The 15,631-nt window shown below is 75.8% G+C and carries 13 protein-coding genes and 1 pseudogene; 4 read left to right on the plus strand and 10 right to left on the minus strand.

Going from position 1 to position 15,631, the window contains the following annotated elements; translation table 11 throughout:
* Nucleotides 1-23: 23 nt before the first annotated feature.
* Nucleotides 24-383, plus strand: a complete 360-nt coding sequence (hypA, locus tag ABZ858_RS17525; protein WP_361378456.1) for a hydrogenase maturation nickel metallochaperone HypA — start codon at nt 24-26, stop codon at nt 381-383.
* A 71-nt stretch (nt 384-454) separates the two neighbouring features.
* Here the strand turns inward: hypA and hypE are convergent, their stop codons facing one another.
* The 7 genes and pseudogenes from hypE to ABZ858_RS17560 form a co-directional block, all read right to left on the minus strand.
* A complete protein-coding gene (hypE, locus tag ABZ858_RS17530; protein WP_361378459.1) occupies nt 455-1,537 on the minus strand; it encodes a hydrogenase expression/formation protein HypE in 1,083 nt (360 codons plus the stop codon).
* Entirely contained in the window at nt 1,530-2,699 is a 1,170-nt protein-coding gene (gene hypD / locus ABZ858_RS17535) for a hydrogenase formation protein HypD (RefSeq protein WP_361378462.1), read from the minus strand. Before hypD ends, hypE begins: the two co-directional genes overlap by 8 nt.
* Complete coding sequence (locus ABZ858_RS17540) at nt 2,696-3,031, minus strand: HypC/HybG/HupF family hydrogenase formation chaperone (protein ID WP_361378465.1); 336 nt, start codon at nt 3,029-3,031, stop codon at nt 2,696-2,698. The genes hypD and ABZ858_RS17540 overlap by 4 nt, the downstream gene beginning before the upstream one ends.
* A 126-nt stretch (nt 3,032-3,157) precedes the next feature.
* Entirely contained in the window at nt 3,158-5,542 is a 2,385-nt protein-coding gene (gene hypF, locus ABZ858_RS17545; RefSeq protein ID WP_361378468.1) for a carbamoyltransferase HypF, read from the minus strand.
* Nucleotides 5,539-6,414 carry a hydrogenase nickel incorporation protein HypB gene (gene hypB / locus ABZ858_RS17550; RefSeq protein WP_361378471.1) on the minus strand — a complete coding sequence of 292 codons (876 nt, stop codon included), beginning with the start codon at nt 6,412-6,414 and terminating at the stop codon, nt 5,539-5,541. Before hypB ends, hypF begins: the two co-directional genes overlap by 4 nt.
* A gap of 22 nt (nt 6,415-6,436) precedes the next feature.
* The gene (locus ABZ858_RS17555; protein WP_361378474.1) at nt 6,437-7,102 is read right to left on the minus strand and encodes a hydrogenase maturation protease; all 666 of its coding nucleotides are present in this window, start codon (nt 7,100-7,102) and stop codon (nt 6,437-6,439) included.
* A 350-nt stretch (nt 7,103-7,452) separates the two neighbouring features.
* Nucleotides 7,453-9,123, minus strand: a pseudogene (locus ABZ858_RS17560) (enoyl-CoA hydratase-related protein); the annotation flags it as partial.
* 132 nt (nt 9,124-9,255) lie between these two features.
* Between ABZ858_RS17560 and ABZ858_RS17565 the strand changes: the two are divergent.
* Nucleotides 9,256-9,648 (plus strand): transglycosylase family protein, encoded by a 393-nt coding sequence (locus ABZ858_RS17565; RefSeq protein ID WP_361378477.1) that lies wholly within the window; start codon nt 9,256-9,258, stop codon nt 9,646-9,648.
* A 114-nt stretch (nt 9,649-9,762) separates the two neighbouring features.
* On the opposite strand, the gene ABZ858_RS17570 is transcribed toward ABZ858_RS17565, so the two are convergent.
* Together ABZ858_RS17570 and ABZ858_RS17575 are read right to left on the minus strand one after the other, a co-directional pair.
* Nucleotides 9,763-10,644: a YegS/Rv2252/BmrU family lipid kinase gene (locus tag ABZ858_RS17570; protein ID WP_361378480.1), complete on the minus strand. Its 882-nt coding sequence runs from the start codon at nt 10,642-10,644 to the stop codon at nt 9,763-9,765.
* 48 nt (nt 10,645-10,692) lie between these two features.
* A complete protein-coding gene (locus ABZ858_RS17575) occupies nt 10,693-12,309 on the minus strand; it encodes an FAD-binding oxidoreductase (RefSeq protein WP_361378483.1) in 1,617 nt (538 codons plus the stop codon).
* A gap of 201 nt (nt 12,310-12,510) precedes the next feature.
* Here ABZ858_RS17575 and ABZ858_RS17580 point away from each other — a divergent pair, with 201 nt between their 5' ends.
* On the plus strand, nt 12,511-13,128 hold the full coding sequence (locus ABZ858_RS17580; RefSeq protein ID WP_361378486.1) for a TetR/AcrR family transcriptional regulator: 618 nt from the start codon (nt 12,511-12,513) through the stop codon (nt 13,126-13,128).
* Nucleotides 13,125-14,729 (plus strand): glycerol-3-phosphate dehydrogenase/oxidase, encoded by a 1,605-nt coding sequence (locus tag ABZ858_RS17585; protein ID WP_361378489.1) that lies wholly within the window; start codon nt 13,125-13,127, stop codon nt 14,727-14,729. The genes ABZ858_RS17580 and ABZ858_RS17585 overlap by 4 nt, the downstream gene beginning before the upstream one ends.
* A 241-nt stretch (nt 14,730-14,970) precedes the next feature.
* On the opposite strand, the gene ABZ858_RS17590 is transcribed toward ABZ858_RS17585, so the two are convergent.
* Nucleotides 14,971-15,498 (minus strand): hypothetical protein, encoded by a 528-nt coding sequence (locus tag ABZ858_RS17590; protein ID WP_361378492.1) that lies wholly within the window; start codon nt 15,496-15,498, stop codon nt 14,971-14,973.
* Nucleotides 15,499-15,631: the final 133 nt, after the last annotated feature.

Raw genomic sequence — 15,631 nt, forward strand, 5'->3', positions numbered from 1 at the left:
GCGATGAGCGGCGAGGAGTGAGGGTGCACGAGTTGTCGATCGCCACCGCGATCGTGGAGCGGGCCGAGGAGGTCGCCCTCGCCGAGGGCGCGGGCGCCGTCCGGGCGGTGACCGTGCGGGTCGGCGAGCTGTCCGGAGTGGTGCCCGACGCCCTGGACTTCGCCTTCGAGGTGGCCCGGGAGGGCACCGCGCTGGCCGGGGCCCGGCTCGTGGTGGAACAGGTGACCGCGCACGCGTACTGCGATCCGTGCGCGGCGGAGTTCGCGGTGGGCATGCCGCCGTTCTTCTGGTGCCCGCGCTGCGACCGCCCCTCGCAGGAGCTGCGCCGCGGCCGGGAACTGGAGATCGTCGCCGTCGATCCGGCTCAGTCACCCGAGTCCTGACTGTACGTCGGCAAGGCGACGGCCCCGATGGTGCTCGTCCGCACCGCCGGGGCCGTCGTCTTCCCGGTCCTTCAGCAGATGCGCGGGAGCTGCTCCCCGAGCGGCAGGTCGACGACCCGGGTGCCGCCGAGGCCGGTGGAGACCACGACCATGCCGGGGTGCTCGGCGACGCACTCCCCGATGACCGTGGCGCCGGCGCCCTGCGGGTGGGCGCGCATCGCCGCCACCACCGCGTCGGCCTCGGCGGGCGGCACGAAGGCGACGAGCCGGCCCTCGTTGGCGACGTAGAGCGGGTCCAGGCCGAGGAAACCGCAGGCGTTGGCGACCGCGTCCGGGACCGGGACGAGGCGTTCGGCCAGCCGGACGCCGGTGCCGGAGGCGCGGGCGATCTCGTTGAGGGAGGCGGCGAGTCCGCCGCGGGTGGGGTCGCGCAGGACGTGGATGTCCGGGGTGACGGCCAGCATGGCCGCCACCAGATCCGCGAGCGGGGCGGTGTCGCTGGCGATCTCGACGCCGAACTCCAGGCCCTCGCGGACGCTCATGACGGCCACGCCGTGCAGGCCGATCGGGCCGCTGACCACGACCACGTCACCGGGCCTGGCCCGCTGCGGGCGGATGTCCACCCCTTCGGGGACGAGGCCGACGCCCGCGGTGGTGACGTACACGCCGTCGCCGTGTCCGGCCTCCACCACCTTGGTGTCGCCGGTGGCCACGACGACACCGGCCGCCTCGGCCGCCGCGCCCACGGCCCGCGCGATCCGGTCGACCACGCTCAGCTCGACGCCCTCCTCCAGGACGAAGGCCGTGGAGAGGTAGGCGGGGCGGGCACCGCTCATCGCCAGGTCGTTGACGGTGCCGTTGACCGCGAGGTCGCCGAGGCTGCCGCCGGGGAAGAACAGCGGCCGCACCACGTAGGAGTCGGTGGAGAACGCCACCCGGGCGCCGCCCAGGTGGAGGACGGCGGAGTCGGTCATGGCGGCCAGGACCGGATTGCCGTAGGCGGGGGCGAAGACGTCCTGGATCAGTTCGGCGGACAGCGCGCCGCCGCCGCCATGGCCCATCACCACGACCGGCTGGTCGCGCAGCGGGGCGGGGCAGGTCCAGTTCGCGGGGTCGACGGGCGTCTCGGTCGCCGCGGGAGCCAGTTCAGCCAACGGGGTTCATCTCCTCGCGCGGGATACGGGACCCCCGGGCCGGGGCGGCGGGCGCGGCGGCGGCCGGCGGGGCGTCGGTCATGCGGCGGTACAGGTAGTAGGCCGCGCAGGCGCCCTCGCTGGAGACCATGGTGGCGCCGAGCGGGGTGCGCGGGGTGCAGGCGGTGCCGAACGCGGCGCACTCGGTGGGTTTGATCAGGCCCTGGAGGACGTCTCCGGCCCGGCACACGGCGGGCTCCTCGGTGCGGATGCCGGTGACGTCGAAGCGGTGCTCGGCGTCGTAGGCCCGGTAGGCGTCCGCCAGCCGCCAGCCGCTGGCCGGGATGGGGCCGATGCCGCGCCAGGCCCGGTCGGTGACCTCGAAGACCTCTTCCAGCATGCGCAGGGCGGCCGGGTTGCCGCTCTCGCGCACCGCGCGCGGGTAGGCGTTCTCCACCCGGTGCTCGCCGCGCTCCAGCTGGTGCACGGTACGGCGGATGCCCTCCAGGATGTCCAGCGGCTCGAAGCCGGTGACGACGATCGGGACGCGGTGCCGTTCGGCCAGCTCCGGGTACTCGGCGGTGCCCATCACGCTGCACACGTGCCCGGCGGCCAGGAAGCCCTGCACCCGGCAGGCCGGGGACGCCATGATGGCCTCCACGGCCGGGGGGACCCGTACGTGGGAGACCAGCAGGGTGAAGTTGTCCAGGCCCAGCCGGCGGGCCTGGTGCACGGCCATGGCGTTGGCGGGCGCGGTGGTCTCGAAGCCGATGGCGAAGAACACCACCTGCCGGTCGGGGTGGCGGCGGGCGAGCTGGAGCGCGTCCAGCGGCGAGTACACCACCCGTACGTCGCCGCCCTCGCCCTTGACGCGGAACAGGTCCCGGTCGGTGCCGGGCACCCGCAGCATGTCCCCGAAGGAGCAGAAGATCACCCCGGGGCGCGCGGCGATCTCCAGCGCCTTGTCGATGACCTCCAGCGGGGTCACGCACACCGGGCAGCCCGGGCCGTGGATCAACTCGACCTCTTCGGGCAGCAGTTGGTCGATGCCGTGCCGGATGATCGAGTGGGTCTGGCCGCCGCAGACCTCCATCAGCGCCCACGGCCGGGTGACCGTGGCGCGGATCTCGTCCAGCAGCCGCCGGGCCAGACCGGGATCGTTGAACTCGTCGATGTACTTCATCGGGCCTCCCTCGCGCTCTCCTCGCCCGCCGCGGCCACGGGGGCGGGCGGGGCCGCCGTCCCGGCCTGCTCGGCCGCCTGCCGCCAGGCGTCGCCGAACTCCTCCTCCAGCAGCCCCAGTTGCTCGAACAGCTCCAGGGACGCCCGGGCCGAGGCCTCGTCCAGGCGTTGCAGGGCGAAGCCGACGTGGACGATGACGTACTCCCCCACCCGCAGGTCGGGCAGGTACTCCAGGCACGCCTGCTTGCGCACCCCGCCGAAGTCGATCAGGCCGGTGAGCGGGTCCGCGCGGTGGTCGATGGACACGACCTTGCCGGGCACTGCCAAGCACATGGGTCACTCCGTCTCGTCGCTGGCTGCTGTCTGGTGTCTGCCGCCTGCTGGCTGCTGGCTGCCGCCTGCTGTCTGCTGGCCGTGGTCCGTCGGGCGCCCGGGCCGGGCATGCTCGGTGCGGTGGGGTCATCCGGTGGCCGCCCGGTGCCGTGGGTGCGCGTGCTCGCGCCGGTGGCCGTGCGCCGCGATCATCAGCTGGCCGAGGGCCAGGCCGCCGTCGTTCGGCGGGACCTCGCCGTGGCGCAGGACGGTGAAGCCGTCGCCGGTCAGCAGCGTGGCGCACTCCTCCTCCAGCAGGCCGTTGGCGAAGACACCGCCGCTGAGGACGACGGTGGCCAGCCCGGTGGCCGCGCGGGCGCGCCCGCAGATCCCGGTGACGGCCCGCGCCAGACCCCGGTGGAAGCGGGCCGCGAGCACCGGTGCGGGGACGCCGTGCCGCCGGTCGGCGAGGAGCGCCGCGAGCATGGGCGCGGGGTCGCAGCGCACCGGACCCGCCCCGGTGCCGAGCGCGAAGGGGTAGGCCGCCGCGTCGGCGTCCCGGGCCTCGGTGGCGGCGGCCTCCAGCTCCAGGGCGGCCTGGGCCTCGTACGCCGCGCGGTGGCAGAGACCGGCCAGCGAGGACACGGCGTCGAAGAGGCGCCCCACACTGGAGGTGGGCACGCAGGCCAGCCCGCGTTCCAACTGCCGTCGCAGCACCGTCACTTCGTCGGGTGTGCAGGCGTCGACGCTGGGCAGGCCGGGTTCCCACGGCAGGCCGGCGGCCCACAGCCGGGCCAGTGCCAGGCGGCACGGATTGGCCACCCCCGCGTCCCCGCCGGGCAGCGGTGCGGGGGCGAGGTGGGCGAAGCGGCGGTGGCCCGCGTAGTCCGCGAGGAGGATCTCGCCGCCCCAGACGGTGCCGTCGTCGCCGTAGCCGGTGCCGTCGAAGGCGACACCGATGACGGGTGTACCGCCGTCGAGGCCGTGCTCGGCCATCGCCGAGGCGATGTGCGCGTGGTGGTGCTGGACGAACTCCGGTCCTCGCAGGCCGAGTTGGGCGGCCCGCTGCCGGGCGTGGCGGGTGGAGTGGTAGCCCGGGTGCCGGTCGGCGGCGACGAGGGCGGGGGCGAGGCCGGTCAGGGCGGTCAGGTGCTGCTCGGCGCGGCCGGCGGCCCGCAGCCCGGCCAGGTCGCCCAGGTCACCGATGTGCGGGCCCAGCCAGGCGTACTCGCCCTCACCGACGCAGGGCACGTTCTTCAGGTCGCCGCCCACCGCGAGCGCGGGCCGCACCGGGACGGGCAGGCGCAGCGGGCGGGGCACATAGCCGCGGGAGCGGCGCAGCACCTGCTCGGTGCCGTCGGGGCGGACCCGCAGCAGCGAGTCGTCGCACGGGGAGGCGATGGGGCGGTCGTGCGTGAGCCAGGCGTCGGCCAGGCCGGCCAGCCGGGTCAGCGCCTCCTCGTCGTCGGTGACGATGGGCTCGCCGGAGCGGTTGCCGCTGGTCATCACCAGCACACGGGGGCCGGGCGGATCGCCGTCCAGGCCGAACAGGAGGGAGTGCACCGGGGTGTAGGGCAGCAGCACGCCGAGGTGCGGGCTGCCGGGGCACACCTGGTCGGCCAGGCGCAGTCCGCCGGGCCGCGTCCGCCCGCGCAGCAGGACGATGGGGCGGCGCGGGCCGGTGAGGGCGGCGCGTTCGTACCCGGTCGGCTCCGCGATCCGTTCCACGGTGGCCAGGTCCGCGCACATCACCGCGAACGCCTTGCCGCCGCGTTCCTTGCGGGCGCGCAGGGCGGCGACGGCGCGGGCGTCGGTGGCGTCGCAGGCCAGGTGGTAGCCGCCGACGCCCTTGACGGCGACGATCCGCCCGGCGGCGAGCAGCGCGCGGGCGCCCGCCAGGGCCTCGGCGTCGCGGGCCGGGCGCAGGGCACTGTCCGCGCCGGGCACCAGGCGCAGCCGGGGGCCGCACTCCGGGCAGGCCACGGGCTGGGCGTGGAAGCGCCGGTCGGCGGGGTCGGCGTACTCGCGCGCGCAGGCCGGGCACAGCGGGAAGCCGGACATGGTGGTGGCCGCCCGGTCGTAGGGCATCGCGGTGGCGAGGGTGAAGCGGGGGCCGCAGTGGGTGCAGGTGATGAAGGGGTGACGGTGGCGGCGGTCGGCCGGGTCGGCCAGTTCGCGCAGGCAGTCGGCGCAGGTCGCGGTGTCGGGCGGGAGCTGGGTGCGGCCCGCGGACCGCTCGGTGGAGCGGATGGTGAACGGGTGGCCCGCGCCGGTGGCGGGGACGTCCTCGTGGCCGATGCCGGTCACCGCGGCGAGCGGGGGTGGCTGCGCGGCGAGCCGGTCGCAGAACCGTGCCACGCCGTCCGGCGGTCCCTCGACCTCGATCAGCACACCGGCCGCGGTGTTGCTGACGAAGCCGCCCAGTGCCAGGTCGGCGGCGAGGCGGTGCACGTACGGCCGGAAGCCCACGCCCTGCACCGTGCCGCGCACGGTGAGCCGACGGCGCACCGGCGCGGTGCCGGGCGCCGTCACGAGGCGGGTGCGGGGGCGGTGGTGGCGGCGGGGTGGGGGTGCGTGTGGTGGCCGGGGGTGTCCTGGCCCGCGGGGCTGTGACCGTGCTCGTCGTCGTAGCCGTGACCGTGGTCGTGGTCGTGATTGTGACCGTCGGTGCGGTCGTGACTGTGGTCGTGGTCGTGGTCGTGGTCGTGGCTGTGCGGGCGCGGGGTGAGGGGTGGCTGGTGGGTCGGGGCTCCGTCGCGGACGGCGAGGGCCCGTTCCAGGACGGTGTCGACGCCGGCGCCGGTGCGGGCGCAGGTGCGCAGGATCTCCACGCCGGGGTTGACCCGCTGCACGTTGGCGCGGAAGGCGGTCTCGTCGAAGCCGGCCGGTTCGGCCAGGTCGGTCTTGGTGGTGACGACCAGATGGGCGGAGCCGAAGGCGGTGGGGTACTTCAGCGGCTTGTCCTCGCCCTCGGTCACCGCCATGAGCGCGATCCGCAGGGTCTCGCCGAGGTCGTAGGAGGCCGGGCAGACGAGGTTGCCGACGTTCTCCACGAACAGCACGGCGGTGTCCGGGGGCAGCCAGCCGTCCAGCCGGGTGCGCACCTGGCGGGCCTCCAGGTGGCACAGCCCGTCGGTCAGCACCTGGCGTACGGGGGCGCCCGAACGGGCGAGGCGGCGGGCGTCGTTCTCGGTGGCCAGGTCCGCGGTGAGCGCGGCCACGGGGATGTCCAGGGCGACCGCGCGGGCCAGCACCCGGCCGAGCAGTTCGGTCTTGCCGCTGCCGGGGCTGGACAGCAGGTTCACCACGGTGACGCCCCGCCGCGCGAGGTCGTCGCGCAGGGTACGGGCCAGGTCGTCGTTCTTGGCGAGGACGGCCTCTTTGACGTCGACGGACCGGCACATGGCACTTCTCCTCAAGGTCGGTTCAGGAGGGGCTGGTCGTGGAGGGAGGGCTGGTCGCGCAGGAGGGAGCGGAACGCCTCCGATCCTGGGCTCCACCGGCCGCGAGGTGCGGCAGCGCGGCCGTGGCCGGGGGCGAGGATTGGTCCGGGCGGCTCAACGGCGGGGTGGCCGCGGGGTCGTCCAGCAGGACGGGGACCATCGTGTGCAGGGCCCGCACCGCGTGCTCGACGGCACGGCGCACCGGGTCGCTGAGGCCGGGCATCACGTCCTCGTCGCCGCGCACCCTGATCTCGGGTTCGCAGGCGAGGACGAGGACGCGGGGCAGCGGTCCGTCGCCCAGGTGGGCGGCGAGGGCGAGCACCTTGGCCGGGTCCATGCCGTGGGCCTCGGGCGGGGCGGCGGCCGGGCCGGTGCCGGGCGGGTCGGGTTCGATCAGGGACAGGGTGCCGGGGCGGTGGCCGCGCGGGGCGGCGTCGACGAGGACGGCGGTGTCGTACCCGTCCAGCAGTTCGTAGGCGAGGTCCAGGCCGCGGATGCCGAAGTCCCGGGCCTTCGCCCCGGGCGGCAGCGGGTGGGCCGCGAGGGCCCGCAGCACCTCGGGGCCGAAGGCGTCGTCCGCGAGGAAGATGTTGCCGACGCCCGCGACCAGCAGCCGGGCGGGGGCTTCTGGCCGGGCCGGGGGCGTCATCGGGCGCTCCTGGGGATGGAGGAGGTGGCCGGGGACAGCGAGGAGGTGGCCGGGGACAGCGAGGCGGCGGGTGAGGACAGCGGGTCGGCGGGCGAGGTCGCCGGACACGCGGCGGGGGCCGGCGGGCCCGCGCCGGGAGCCAAGGGGTCCGCGACAGGAGCCAGCGGGTCCGCGGCGGGGGCCAGTGGGTCCGCGGCGGGGGGCAGTGGGTCCGCGGCGGAGGTCAGTGGGTTCGCGGCGGGGGCCAGTGGGTCCGCGGCGAAGGTCAGTGGGTCCGCGGCGGGGGCCAGTGGGTCCGCGGCGAAGGTCAGTGGGTCCGCGGCGGGGGCCAGTGGGTCCGCGGCGAAGGTCAGTGGGTCGGACGGGCCGTTCGGTGTCTTGCGGACGAACGCCGAGCGCAGGGCGTGGTACGGGGCTCCGGGGTCGAAGAAGGTGCCGTGCATCCGGGCGAGTTCGGCGCGGCGGTGGTCGGCGAGCGGCCGTCGTGCCTCGTCGCGTGCGCGGGCCGCCGCCTTGGCGGCGATCCGGTCGCCGAGTCCCGTCGTCCCGGCCAGTTCGGCCGCCCGGCGCTCGGTCTCGGCGGTGAACTCCGCGGCGGGGACGGGCACCAGCCGGTCCACCAGGCCGAGTCCGTGCGCCGTGGTGGCGCTCACCGGCAGGGCCTCGGCGGTCAGCCGTTCGGCGGTGCGCTCCCCGGCCCGCCGGGGCAGGCTGTACGTCCAGTACTCGGAGCCGTACAGGCCCATGCGGCGGTAGTGCGGGTTGAGCACGGCTCCGGTGCGGCACCACACCTCGTCGGCGGCGAGGGCGAGCATCAGGCCGCCGGCCGCCGCGTTGCCGCCGAGGGCGGCGACCACCAGCCGGTCGGTGGTGCGCAGGACCGCCTCGACGAGGTCGTTCATGGCGTTGAGGTTGGCCCAGGACTCGGCGGCCGGGTCGGGGGCCGCCTCGATGACGTTGAGGTGGATGCCGTTGGAGAAGAAGTCGCGGTGGCCGCCGAGGACCAGGACGGAGGCGGGGCGGGTGAGGGCGTGGCGGTAGGCGGCGAGCAGCCTGCGGCACTGGCCGGTGCTCATCGCGCCGCCGGGGAAGGAGAAGCTCAGGAAGCCGACGTCGCCGTGGTGCCGGTAGCGGATGTCGGTCCAGGTGCGCCGCCCGGAGGGCAGTTCGAGCGGGACGGGTGACTCGGGGGGCGCGGTGCGGCCGAGCACGGAGGCGGCCGGGCGCTTGAAGGGCGCCGGGTCGCCGGAGTTCTTGCGCGGCCTGAGTTCCGGGATCCACACGGCGCCGTCCCGGGTGGCCCGGCAGACCGCTCCGGCCCGGGTGGCGAGGAGTTCACCGGGGCGGCCGCGCAGCCGGTCCTCGGGGTGGCCGCCGTGCAGGAAGACCTCCCGGCCGTGGATCTCGTCGAGCACCCCCGGCTGGGAGTCGGCGCCGCGCAGCTTGCGCAGCACGGTGGCGGTGTCGTCCTGCTCCCAGTCGATACGCCGCTGCGGCTGGCGCAGGACGTCGCGCCAGACCACGCGGAGGGCGGGATCGCTCTGCGGGCTCGGCTTGAAGGAGCCGTCCGCGTAGCGCTGGACGGCGAGCAGGACGGCGGCCATGGCGGCGTCGGACACCTCGTTGCGGTACAGGTCGCTCTTGCCGACCGGCGCGGTGCGCAGGGGCACCGCCGCCCAGACGTCGCCGGCGTCCATGCCCGCCTCGGCCTGCAGCACCGTCACACCCCACAGCGGCGCCCGGTCGGTGACCGCCCGGTCCAGGGAGGACGGGCCGCGGTCCCCCGGCGGTCCCGGGTGCACGATCAGGCAGGTGTGCTCCCGCCACAGGTCCTCGGGCAGCGCGGTCTTCAGCATCGGGGCGACGATCAGGTCCGGGCGGGTGCCGGCCACCGCGGCGCGGACGACGTCGGTGCCGTGCGAGGCGAGGACGACGGCCACGCGGTGTCCGTGGTCGGAGAGTTCGGCGTAGACACGCTGGGAGAGGCTGTTGAACGCGCTCGCGACGAGCAGAATGTCCATGACGCGGCATGGTGTCCGTTTCACCGGACGCCGGGAAGGACCGCTGCGGCGTTTCGCCCGCCGCCACCCGGCTCGCGGCAGCACGGCGCGTCGTTACGTTACTTTCCGTTGATATGATGTAACAGTCTGCACATGATCTGGCAGCAGAACATCGACAGGGCCCGCGTCCGGCTCGACCACGGCCCGGCCCCCGTTCGTCACCCTCGCCGGCGCGGACTGCGCGGGGCCCTGCTGGTCGCGGCGACCGCCGCCGCGCTGGCCGGCGGTCCCACCGCGTCAGCCCACCCGTACGGCGGGCTCACCGCCGACTGGGACTCCATCGCCGCCTGCGAGTCCGGCGGCAACTGGCGGGCGAACACCGGCAACGGGTACTACGGCGGGCTCCAGTTCGCCCAGTCCAGCTGGATCGCGGCCGGCGGCCTGAAGTACGCGCCCCGCGCGGACCTGGCCACCCGCCGGGAACAGATCGCGGTGGCCCGGCGGCTGGCCGTCCTCCAGGGCATGTCGGCCTGGGCCTGCGCCTGACGGCGTGACGCTGGGCTTGTGCCTGACGGCGTGGCGCTGGGCTTGTGCCTGACGACGGCGTACCGCCCGCCGCCCGCCCGGCAGGCCCGTCCACCCTGCGGCCCCGTCAGCACATCAGCACAGCACGGACAGCGCGCCGGGAAGCACGCGGGCCGTGACCGGCAGGGCGGCGTCCACCTCGCCGTCGGCGCCGTAGGGGACCGGGCGGTCGGCCTCGACGCGGATCTCCCGGCCGCGCAGGAACCGCACCTCGGGCCGTCCGGCGTGACCGCCCGTCTTCAGCTCGTTCATCAGGGCGAAGAACAGCCGGCGCGGCGCGGCCTTGATCAGCACCACGTCGAGCAGCCCGTCGTCGACCCGGGCGCCGGGGGCGATCATGCGGCCGGAGCCGTAGTAGGCGGAGTTCGCGGCGACCACGGTGTAACCGCGGTGCAGGTGCTCCTCGCCGTCGACGGTGACGCGGTACGTCGCCGTCCGCCAGCCGGCGACGGCCCGCAGCCCGCCCGCGTAGTACGAGGCGGCGCCGCGCAGCAGCCGGGACTGGTTGGCGTACCGGTTGGCGAGCGCGTCGACCCCCGCGTACACACTGCCGAGGACGACGGTGCGCGGGTGGACGGCGGACTCCACCTCGATGGTGTCCACGGCGCGCGGACCGCCGTGCAGCAGCACCCGGGCCAGTGCCTCCGGGTCGGCGGGCAGGCCGAGCGCGCGGGCGAAGTCGTTGCCACGGCCGGCCGGGACCAGGCCCAGCACGCTGCCGGTGCCGCTGAGGGCGCCGCCGACACCGCCCGCGATGCCGTCGCCGCCCACGGCGAGGACGACCCGGCCGCGCTCGCCCGCCTGCCGGGCGAGGTCCTGGGCGTGGGCGAGGCTGCGGCTGTACGCGGTCTCCAGCTCGGCGCCCTCCTCCCGGAGCAGCCGGGCCACCCGGAGCAGGGCCGCGGCGCCGGTGGAACCGCCCGCGGTCGGGTTGACGATGGCGGTGAACTGTCGCATCGGTGGGCCTCCGGGACGGGGACGGGGCGAGGGGCGGCCGGGCAAGGGTCAGCGGGGCGGGGTGAGGGGCAGCAGGACGCCGGGGTTGAGCAGGCCGGCCGGGTCCAGCCGTTGCTTGACGGCTTGCAGGGCTTCGACGCCGAGCGGGCCGGCCTCGCGGACGTACCAGTCGCGGTGGTCGGTGCCCACGCCGTGGTGGTGGCTGATGGTGCCGCCCGCGGCGAGGATCGCCTCGTTCGCGGCGCGCTTGGCGGGCGCCCAGTGCGCCACGGGGTCCTCGCCCTGGGCGGAGACCACGGTGAAGTACAGCGAGGCGCCGTTCTCGTAGACGTGCGAGATGTGGCACATCACCAGGGGCGGGGTGCCGGCCTCGGTGAGCGCAGCGGTCAGCGCGTCGCGCACGGCGGCGTACAGCTCGGGCACCCGGGACCAGAAGGCGGCGGTCTCCAGGGTCTCGGCGAAGGCGCCGACGTCCAGCAGCGCGTCGCGCAGGTACGGCGCCGAGTAGCGGCCGTGGGCCCAGCGTTCGCCCGGCTCCTCGCCGAGGAGGGTGCCGCCGCACTCGCGCAGCACGGCCGCGGCCCGTTCCCTGCGGTGGGCGACGTCCTCGGCGGTGCCCTCGTAGCCCGCGATCGCCTGGCAGCCGGCGGGCTCCGGTGCGCCGGCGGCGCCGATGGCGTCGGGCTGGGCGAGGCCGATCAGCGTCTCGGTCTCGTCGGACAGGCGCAGCACGGTCGGCCGGGGCCCGTCCTGGGCGAGCCGGCGCAGCGCGGTGGCGCCCTGTTCGAAGGAGGCGAACCGCCAGCCCTCGTAGACGCGGGTCCGCGGCAGCGGCCGCAGGCGCACGGTCACCGAGGTGATGACGCCGAACGCGCCCTCGGAGCCGAGCACGAGCTGGCGCAGGTCGGGCCCGGCCGCCGAGCGCGGGGCGCGCCCGGTCTCCAGGGTGCCTTCGGGGGTGGCGAGGGTGAGGCCGAGGACCATCTCGTCGAAGCGGCCGTACCCGGCGGACGCCTGGCCGCTGGAGCGGGCGGCGGCGAAACCGCCGATCGTCGCCCACTCGTAGGACTGCGGGAAGTGGCCGAGGGTGAAGCCGTGCTCGGCGAGCAGTGCCTCGGCGTGCGGGGCGCGCAGGCCGGGCTGGAGGGTGGCGGTCCGCGAGACGGGGTCGAGGGCGAGCAGGCGGTCCATGCGGCGCAGGTCCAGTGCGACGAAGGGGCGCGGGCCCTTCTCCGGCCGCTCGGGGGCGAGTCCGCCGACGACGGAGGTGCCGCCGCCGAACGGCACGGCCGCCAGGCCCTGGCCTACGCAGGCGCGCAGCACGGCGAGGACCTCGTCGTGGTCGCCGGGGAGCACCACGGCCGCCGGGAGGTCGGTGACGTCGCCGCCCCGGATGCGCAGCAGGTCGGGGGTGGACTTGCCGCGGGTGTGGCGGATCCGGGTCCCGGCGTCGGTGCGCACGTGCGCCGCGCCGCCCACGGCGTCCTCCAGGAGGCGGCGGGCGTCGGCGGTCAGCGGTGACTCGGGGACGCGGATCTGCTCCAGCTCCACCGGGGCGGTGCCGTCGGGCTTCACGCCGAGCAGTTCGCGCAGCAGCCCGGTCACCGTGTCGGGCAGCGGTGTGGCCTTGGCCGGGTCGCCCCAGCCGCTCCACAGCATGTCCATGGGTTGTTCCTCACCGGTCGGATCGAGTCGGAGCGAAAGGTGCCGTGCGGCGGGTTCGCCGTACGGGTCCGCGGGTTCGCCGTACGGCTCCGCGGGTTCGCCGTACGGCTCCGCGGGTCGTGGTCGGGTCCGCGGGTCGTGGTCGGGTTCGCTGGTCGGGTTCGCGGGTCGCGGCCCCACCGGGGCGTTACACTGTTACACATGACGCCTATTCGTCACAACAGTGTGGAGAGATCGGACGAGGCCGCCGGGGATCCCGTGCTCGACGCCGTGCGCGACTGCGTCCTGGCCGTCGGGGTCCGTCGTACGACCCTCACGGACGTGGCCCGGCGGGCCGGGGTCTCGCGGATGACGCTCTACCGGCGCTGGCCCGACGTACGGTCCCTGGTGGGCGATCTGATGACCCGCGAGTGGATCGGCGTGGCCACCCGCGCCATCCCCGAACGCCGGCCGGGCACGGACACGCGCGCGGCGATCGTCGACGGACTGGTGGACGGGGTCGCGGCGTTCCGGGCGCACCCGCTGTTCCGCAAGATCGTCGACGTCGATCCCGAACTGCTGCTCCCCTATGTGCTGGACCGGCGCGGCGCCAGCCAGGTGGCCCTGCTCGAACTGCTCGCCGGCGCCCTGCGCGACGGCCACGCCGACGGATCGGTGCGCCCCGGCCACCCCGAACGCCAGGCCCGCTCGCTGCTGCTGGTCGTCCAGTCCTTCACGCTGTCGCTGCGCACGATGACCGACGAGGACGACCCCGACCTGACCTCGGAGGCGTTCCTCGCGGAACTGCGCACCCTCCTGGAGAGGACCCTGACGCCATGAGCCCCGCCTCCCGCCCCGACTCCCCCGACGCCGGTCCCCTGCTCCCGGGGTCCTCGCTGACCGCCGCGCGCCGCGCCCGCGAACTGGCCGGGACCGCCGGTGGTCCGTCCGTGGACGTGCTGGTCGTCGGGCTGGGCGCGACCGGCGCCGGAGTCGCCCTCGACGCCGCCGCCCGCGGCCTGACCGTCGCCGCGATCGACGCCCACGACCTGGCCTTCGGCACCTCGCGCTGGAGTTCCAAGCTCATCCACGGCGGGCTGCGCTACCTCGCCTCCGCCCAGTTCGACGTCGCCCACGAGAGCGCGGTCGAACGCGGTGTGCTGATGGAACGCACCGCTCCCCATCTCGTCGGCGCCCAGCCGTTCGTACTGCCGCTCACCCCGCTGGTGTCCCGGGGCCAGGCCGCCCTGGCCTGGGCGGGTTTCCGCGCGGGCGACGGGCTGCGGCTGGCGGCGCGCACCGCCCGCGCCACCCTGCCGGCGCCACGCCGGCTGTCCGCGGTGGAGACCCGCCACCTCGCCCCCGCCCTGCGCGGCACCGGGCTGCGCGGCGGACTGCTCTCCTGGGACGGCCGGCTCACCGACGACGCCCGCCTGGTCACCGCCCTCGCCCGTACGGCGGCGGCCCGTGGCGCGCGGGTCCTGACCCGGGTGCGGGCACTGCAACTGACCGCCTCCGGCGCCCGGATACGGGACGAACTGACCGGCGAGGAGGGCGAGATCAGGGCGCGTGCGGTGATCAACGCCTCCGGGGTGTGGGCGGGCGGGCTGGTCGACGGCATCCGGGTCCGGCCCTCCCGCGGCACCCATCTCGTCCTGCGCTCCGAGCACCTCGGCCCGCTGCCCGCGGGGCTGCACATCCCGGTCCCCGGCGAGACCAACCGCTTCGTCCTCGTCCTCCCGCAGGGCGACGGCCGCGTCTACGTCGGGCTCACCGACGAACCGGTCGACGGCGAGATCCCGGACGTGCCCGAAGTCCCCGAGACCGACATCGGCTTCCTCCTCGACGTCCTCGGCTCCGCCCTCGACGTGCCCGTCCACCGCGACGACGTGGTGGGGGCCTTCGCCGGGCTGCGCCCGCTGCTGGACACCGGCGCGGAGGGCGGACCCGGCGGGGAGCCGCGGACCGCCGACATCTCCCGCAGGCACGCGGTGCTGACCTCGCCGGAGGGTGTGATCACCGTGGTCGGCGGCAAGCTCACCACCTACCGGCGGATGGCCGAGGACGCCGTCGACACGGCCGTCACCGCGCGCCGGCTCGCCGCGGGCCCCTCCCCGACGGCCACCCTGCCGCTCGTCGGCGCCGCCTCCCCACGCACCCTCGCCGCCCTCCGCGCGCCGCGCCGCCTGATCCGCCGCTACGGCACCGAGGCACCGGCCGTGCACGCCCTGAGCACGGAGGACGCGCGACTGCACGCCCCCGTCCTGGAGGACCACCCCGTCACCCGCGCCGAACTCCTGTGGGCCGTACGCCACGAGGGCGCACTCGACGAGTCCGACCTCCTCGACCGGCGCACCCGCATCGGCCTGGTCCCGGCCGACCGCGCCGCGGCCCTCCCGGCGGCCCGGGAGACGGTGGGCGAGACACTCGGCTCTCGGTAGACCGGGGCGCGGGCGCGGCTGCGTAGTCCAGGTAGCCGGGACCTGACGGCGGCCGAGCGTCGGAGACCGAGGACTCGGTGACGGAACGCTGAGGGACGAGTCGTACCGGCCGAGCGCTGAAGGCCGGGTGCTCGGCGGCCGGGACTCGGCAGCCGCCAGCCGAGTCCCGTCGGCGCGTCTGCCCGCCCGCCCCCAGCCGGCTCAGACCGGCAGACCGGTCGGCCGACCCCCCCCAGGCGGGTCACGCCGCCAAGGTCGTCGGGTCCGTCCCCAGGCGGGTCAGAAGCTGGGCGTGGTGCAGGGTCGAGACGTGGGCGACGAGGTCGGGGTGGCGGAGCAGCGCGGCCGCGTGGCGGTCGTGTTCGTCGGGGGTCAGCAGGCGCCGGAAGTCGGCGGGGGTGCCTGCGGTGGAGCCGTTCTCGGTGAGCGCGGCCACCGCGCGGCCGGCCAGCGCCGGGTCGGTGAGCAGGCAGACGGCCCAGCTCGCGACCACCTCGTCCACCCAGGTGCGCCAGGCGTACGTGTCCGGGTCGGCGGCGGCGCCGTCCGCGCCGGTGATCCAGTCCAGCCGGGCGGAGCCGCCGGGACCGGACATGCCGACCAGTGCGGCGTCCAGGGGGGTCGGGTAGCGCAGTGAGGCCGCGACCGTGACCGCCTGGCGGGCCTGCATCTCGCACAGGACGGACGCCAGGGCGCCGCCGGACGCCGGGAAGGCTCCGGTCAGCCACTGGGAGGTCGCCGCGATGATGGGGGAGAGATCTTCGAGCACTGCCGGGCCGTTCGCACTGGTTTCGCGGACACAGGGACTGTCCGGAAACCGTAGCCCGCGGCTCGGCGACGGCACCATGGCCCGGGCCTCCTCCCTGTCGTGGCTTCCGCCACATCGGGCGGAGGAGGCCCGG

The sequence above is a fragment of the Streptomyces sp. NPDC047017 genome, from assembly GCF_040644175.1.
Lineage (GTDB): Bacteria > Actinomycetota > Actinomycetes > Streptomycetales > Streptomycetaceae > Streptomyces.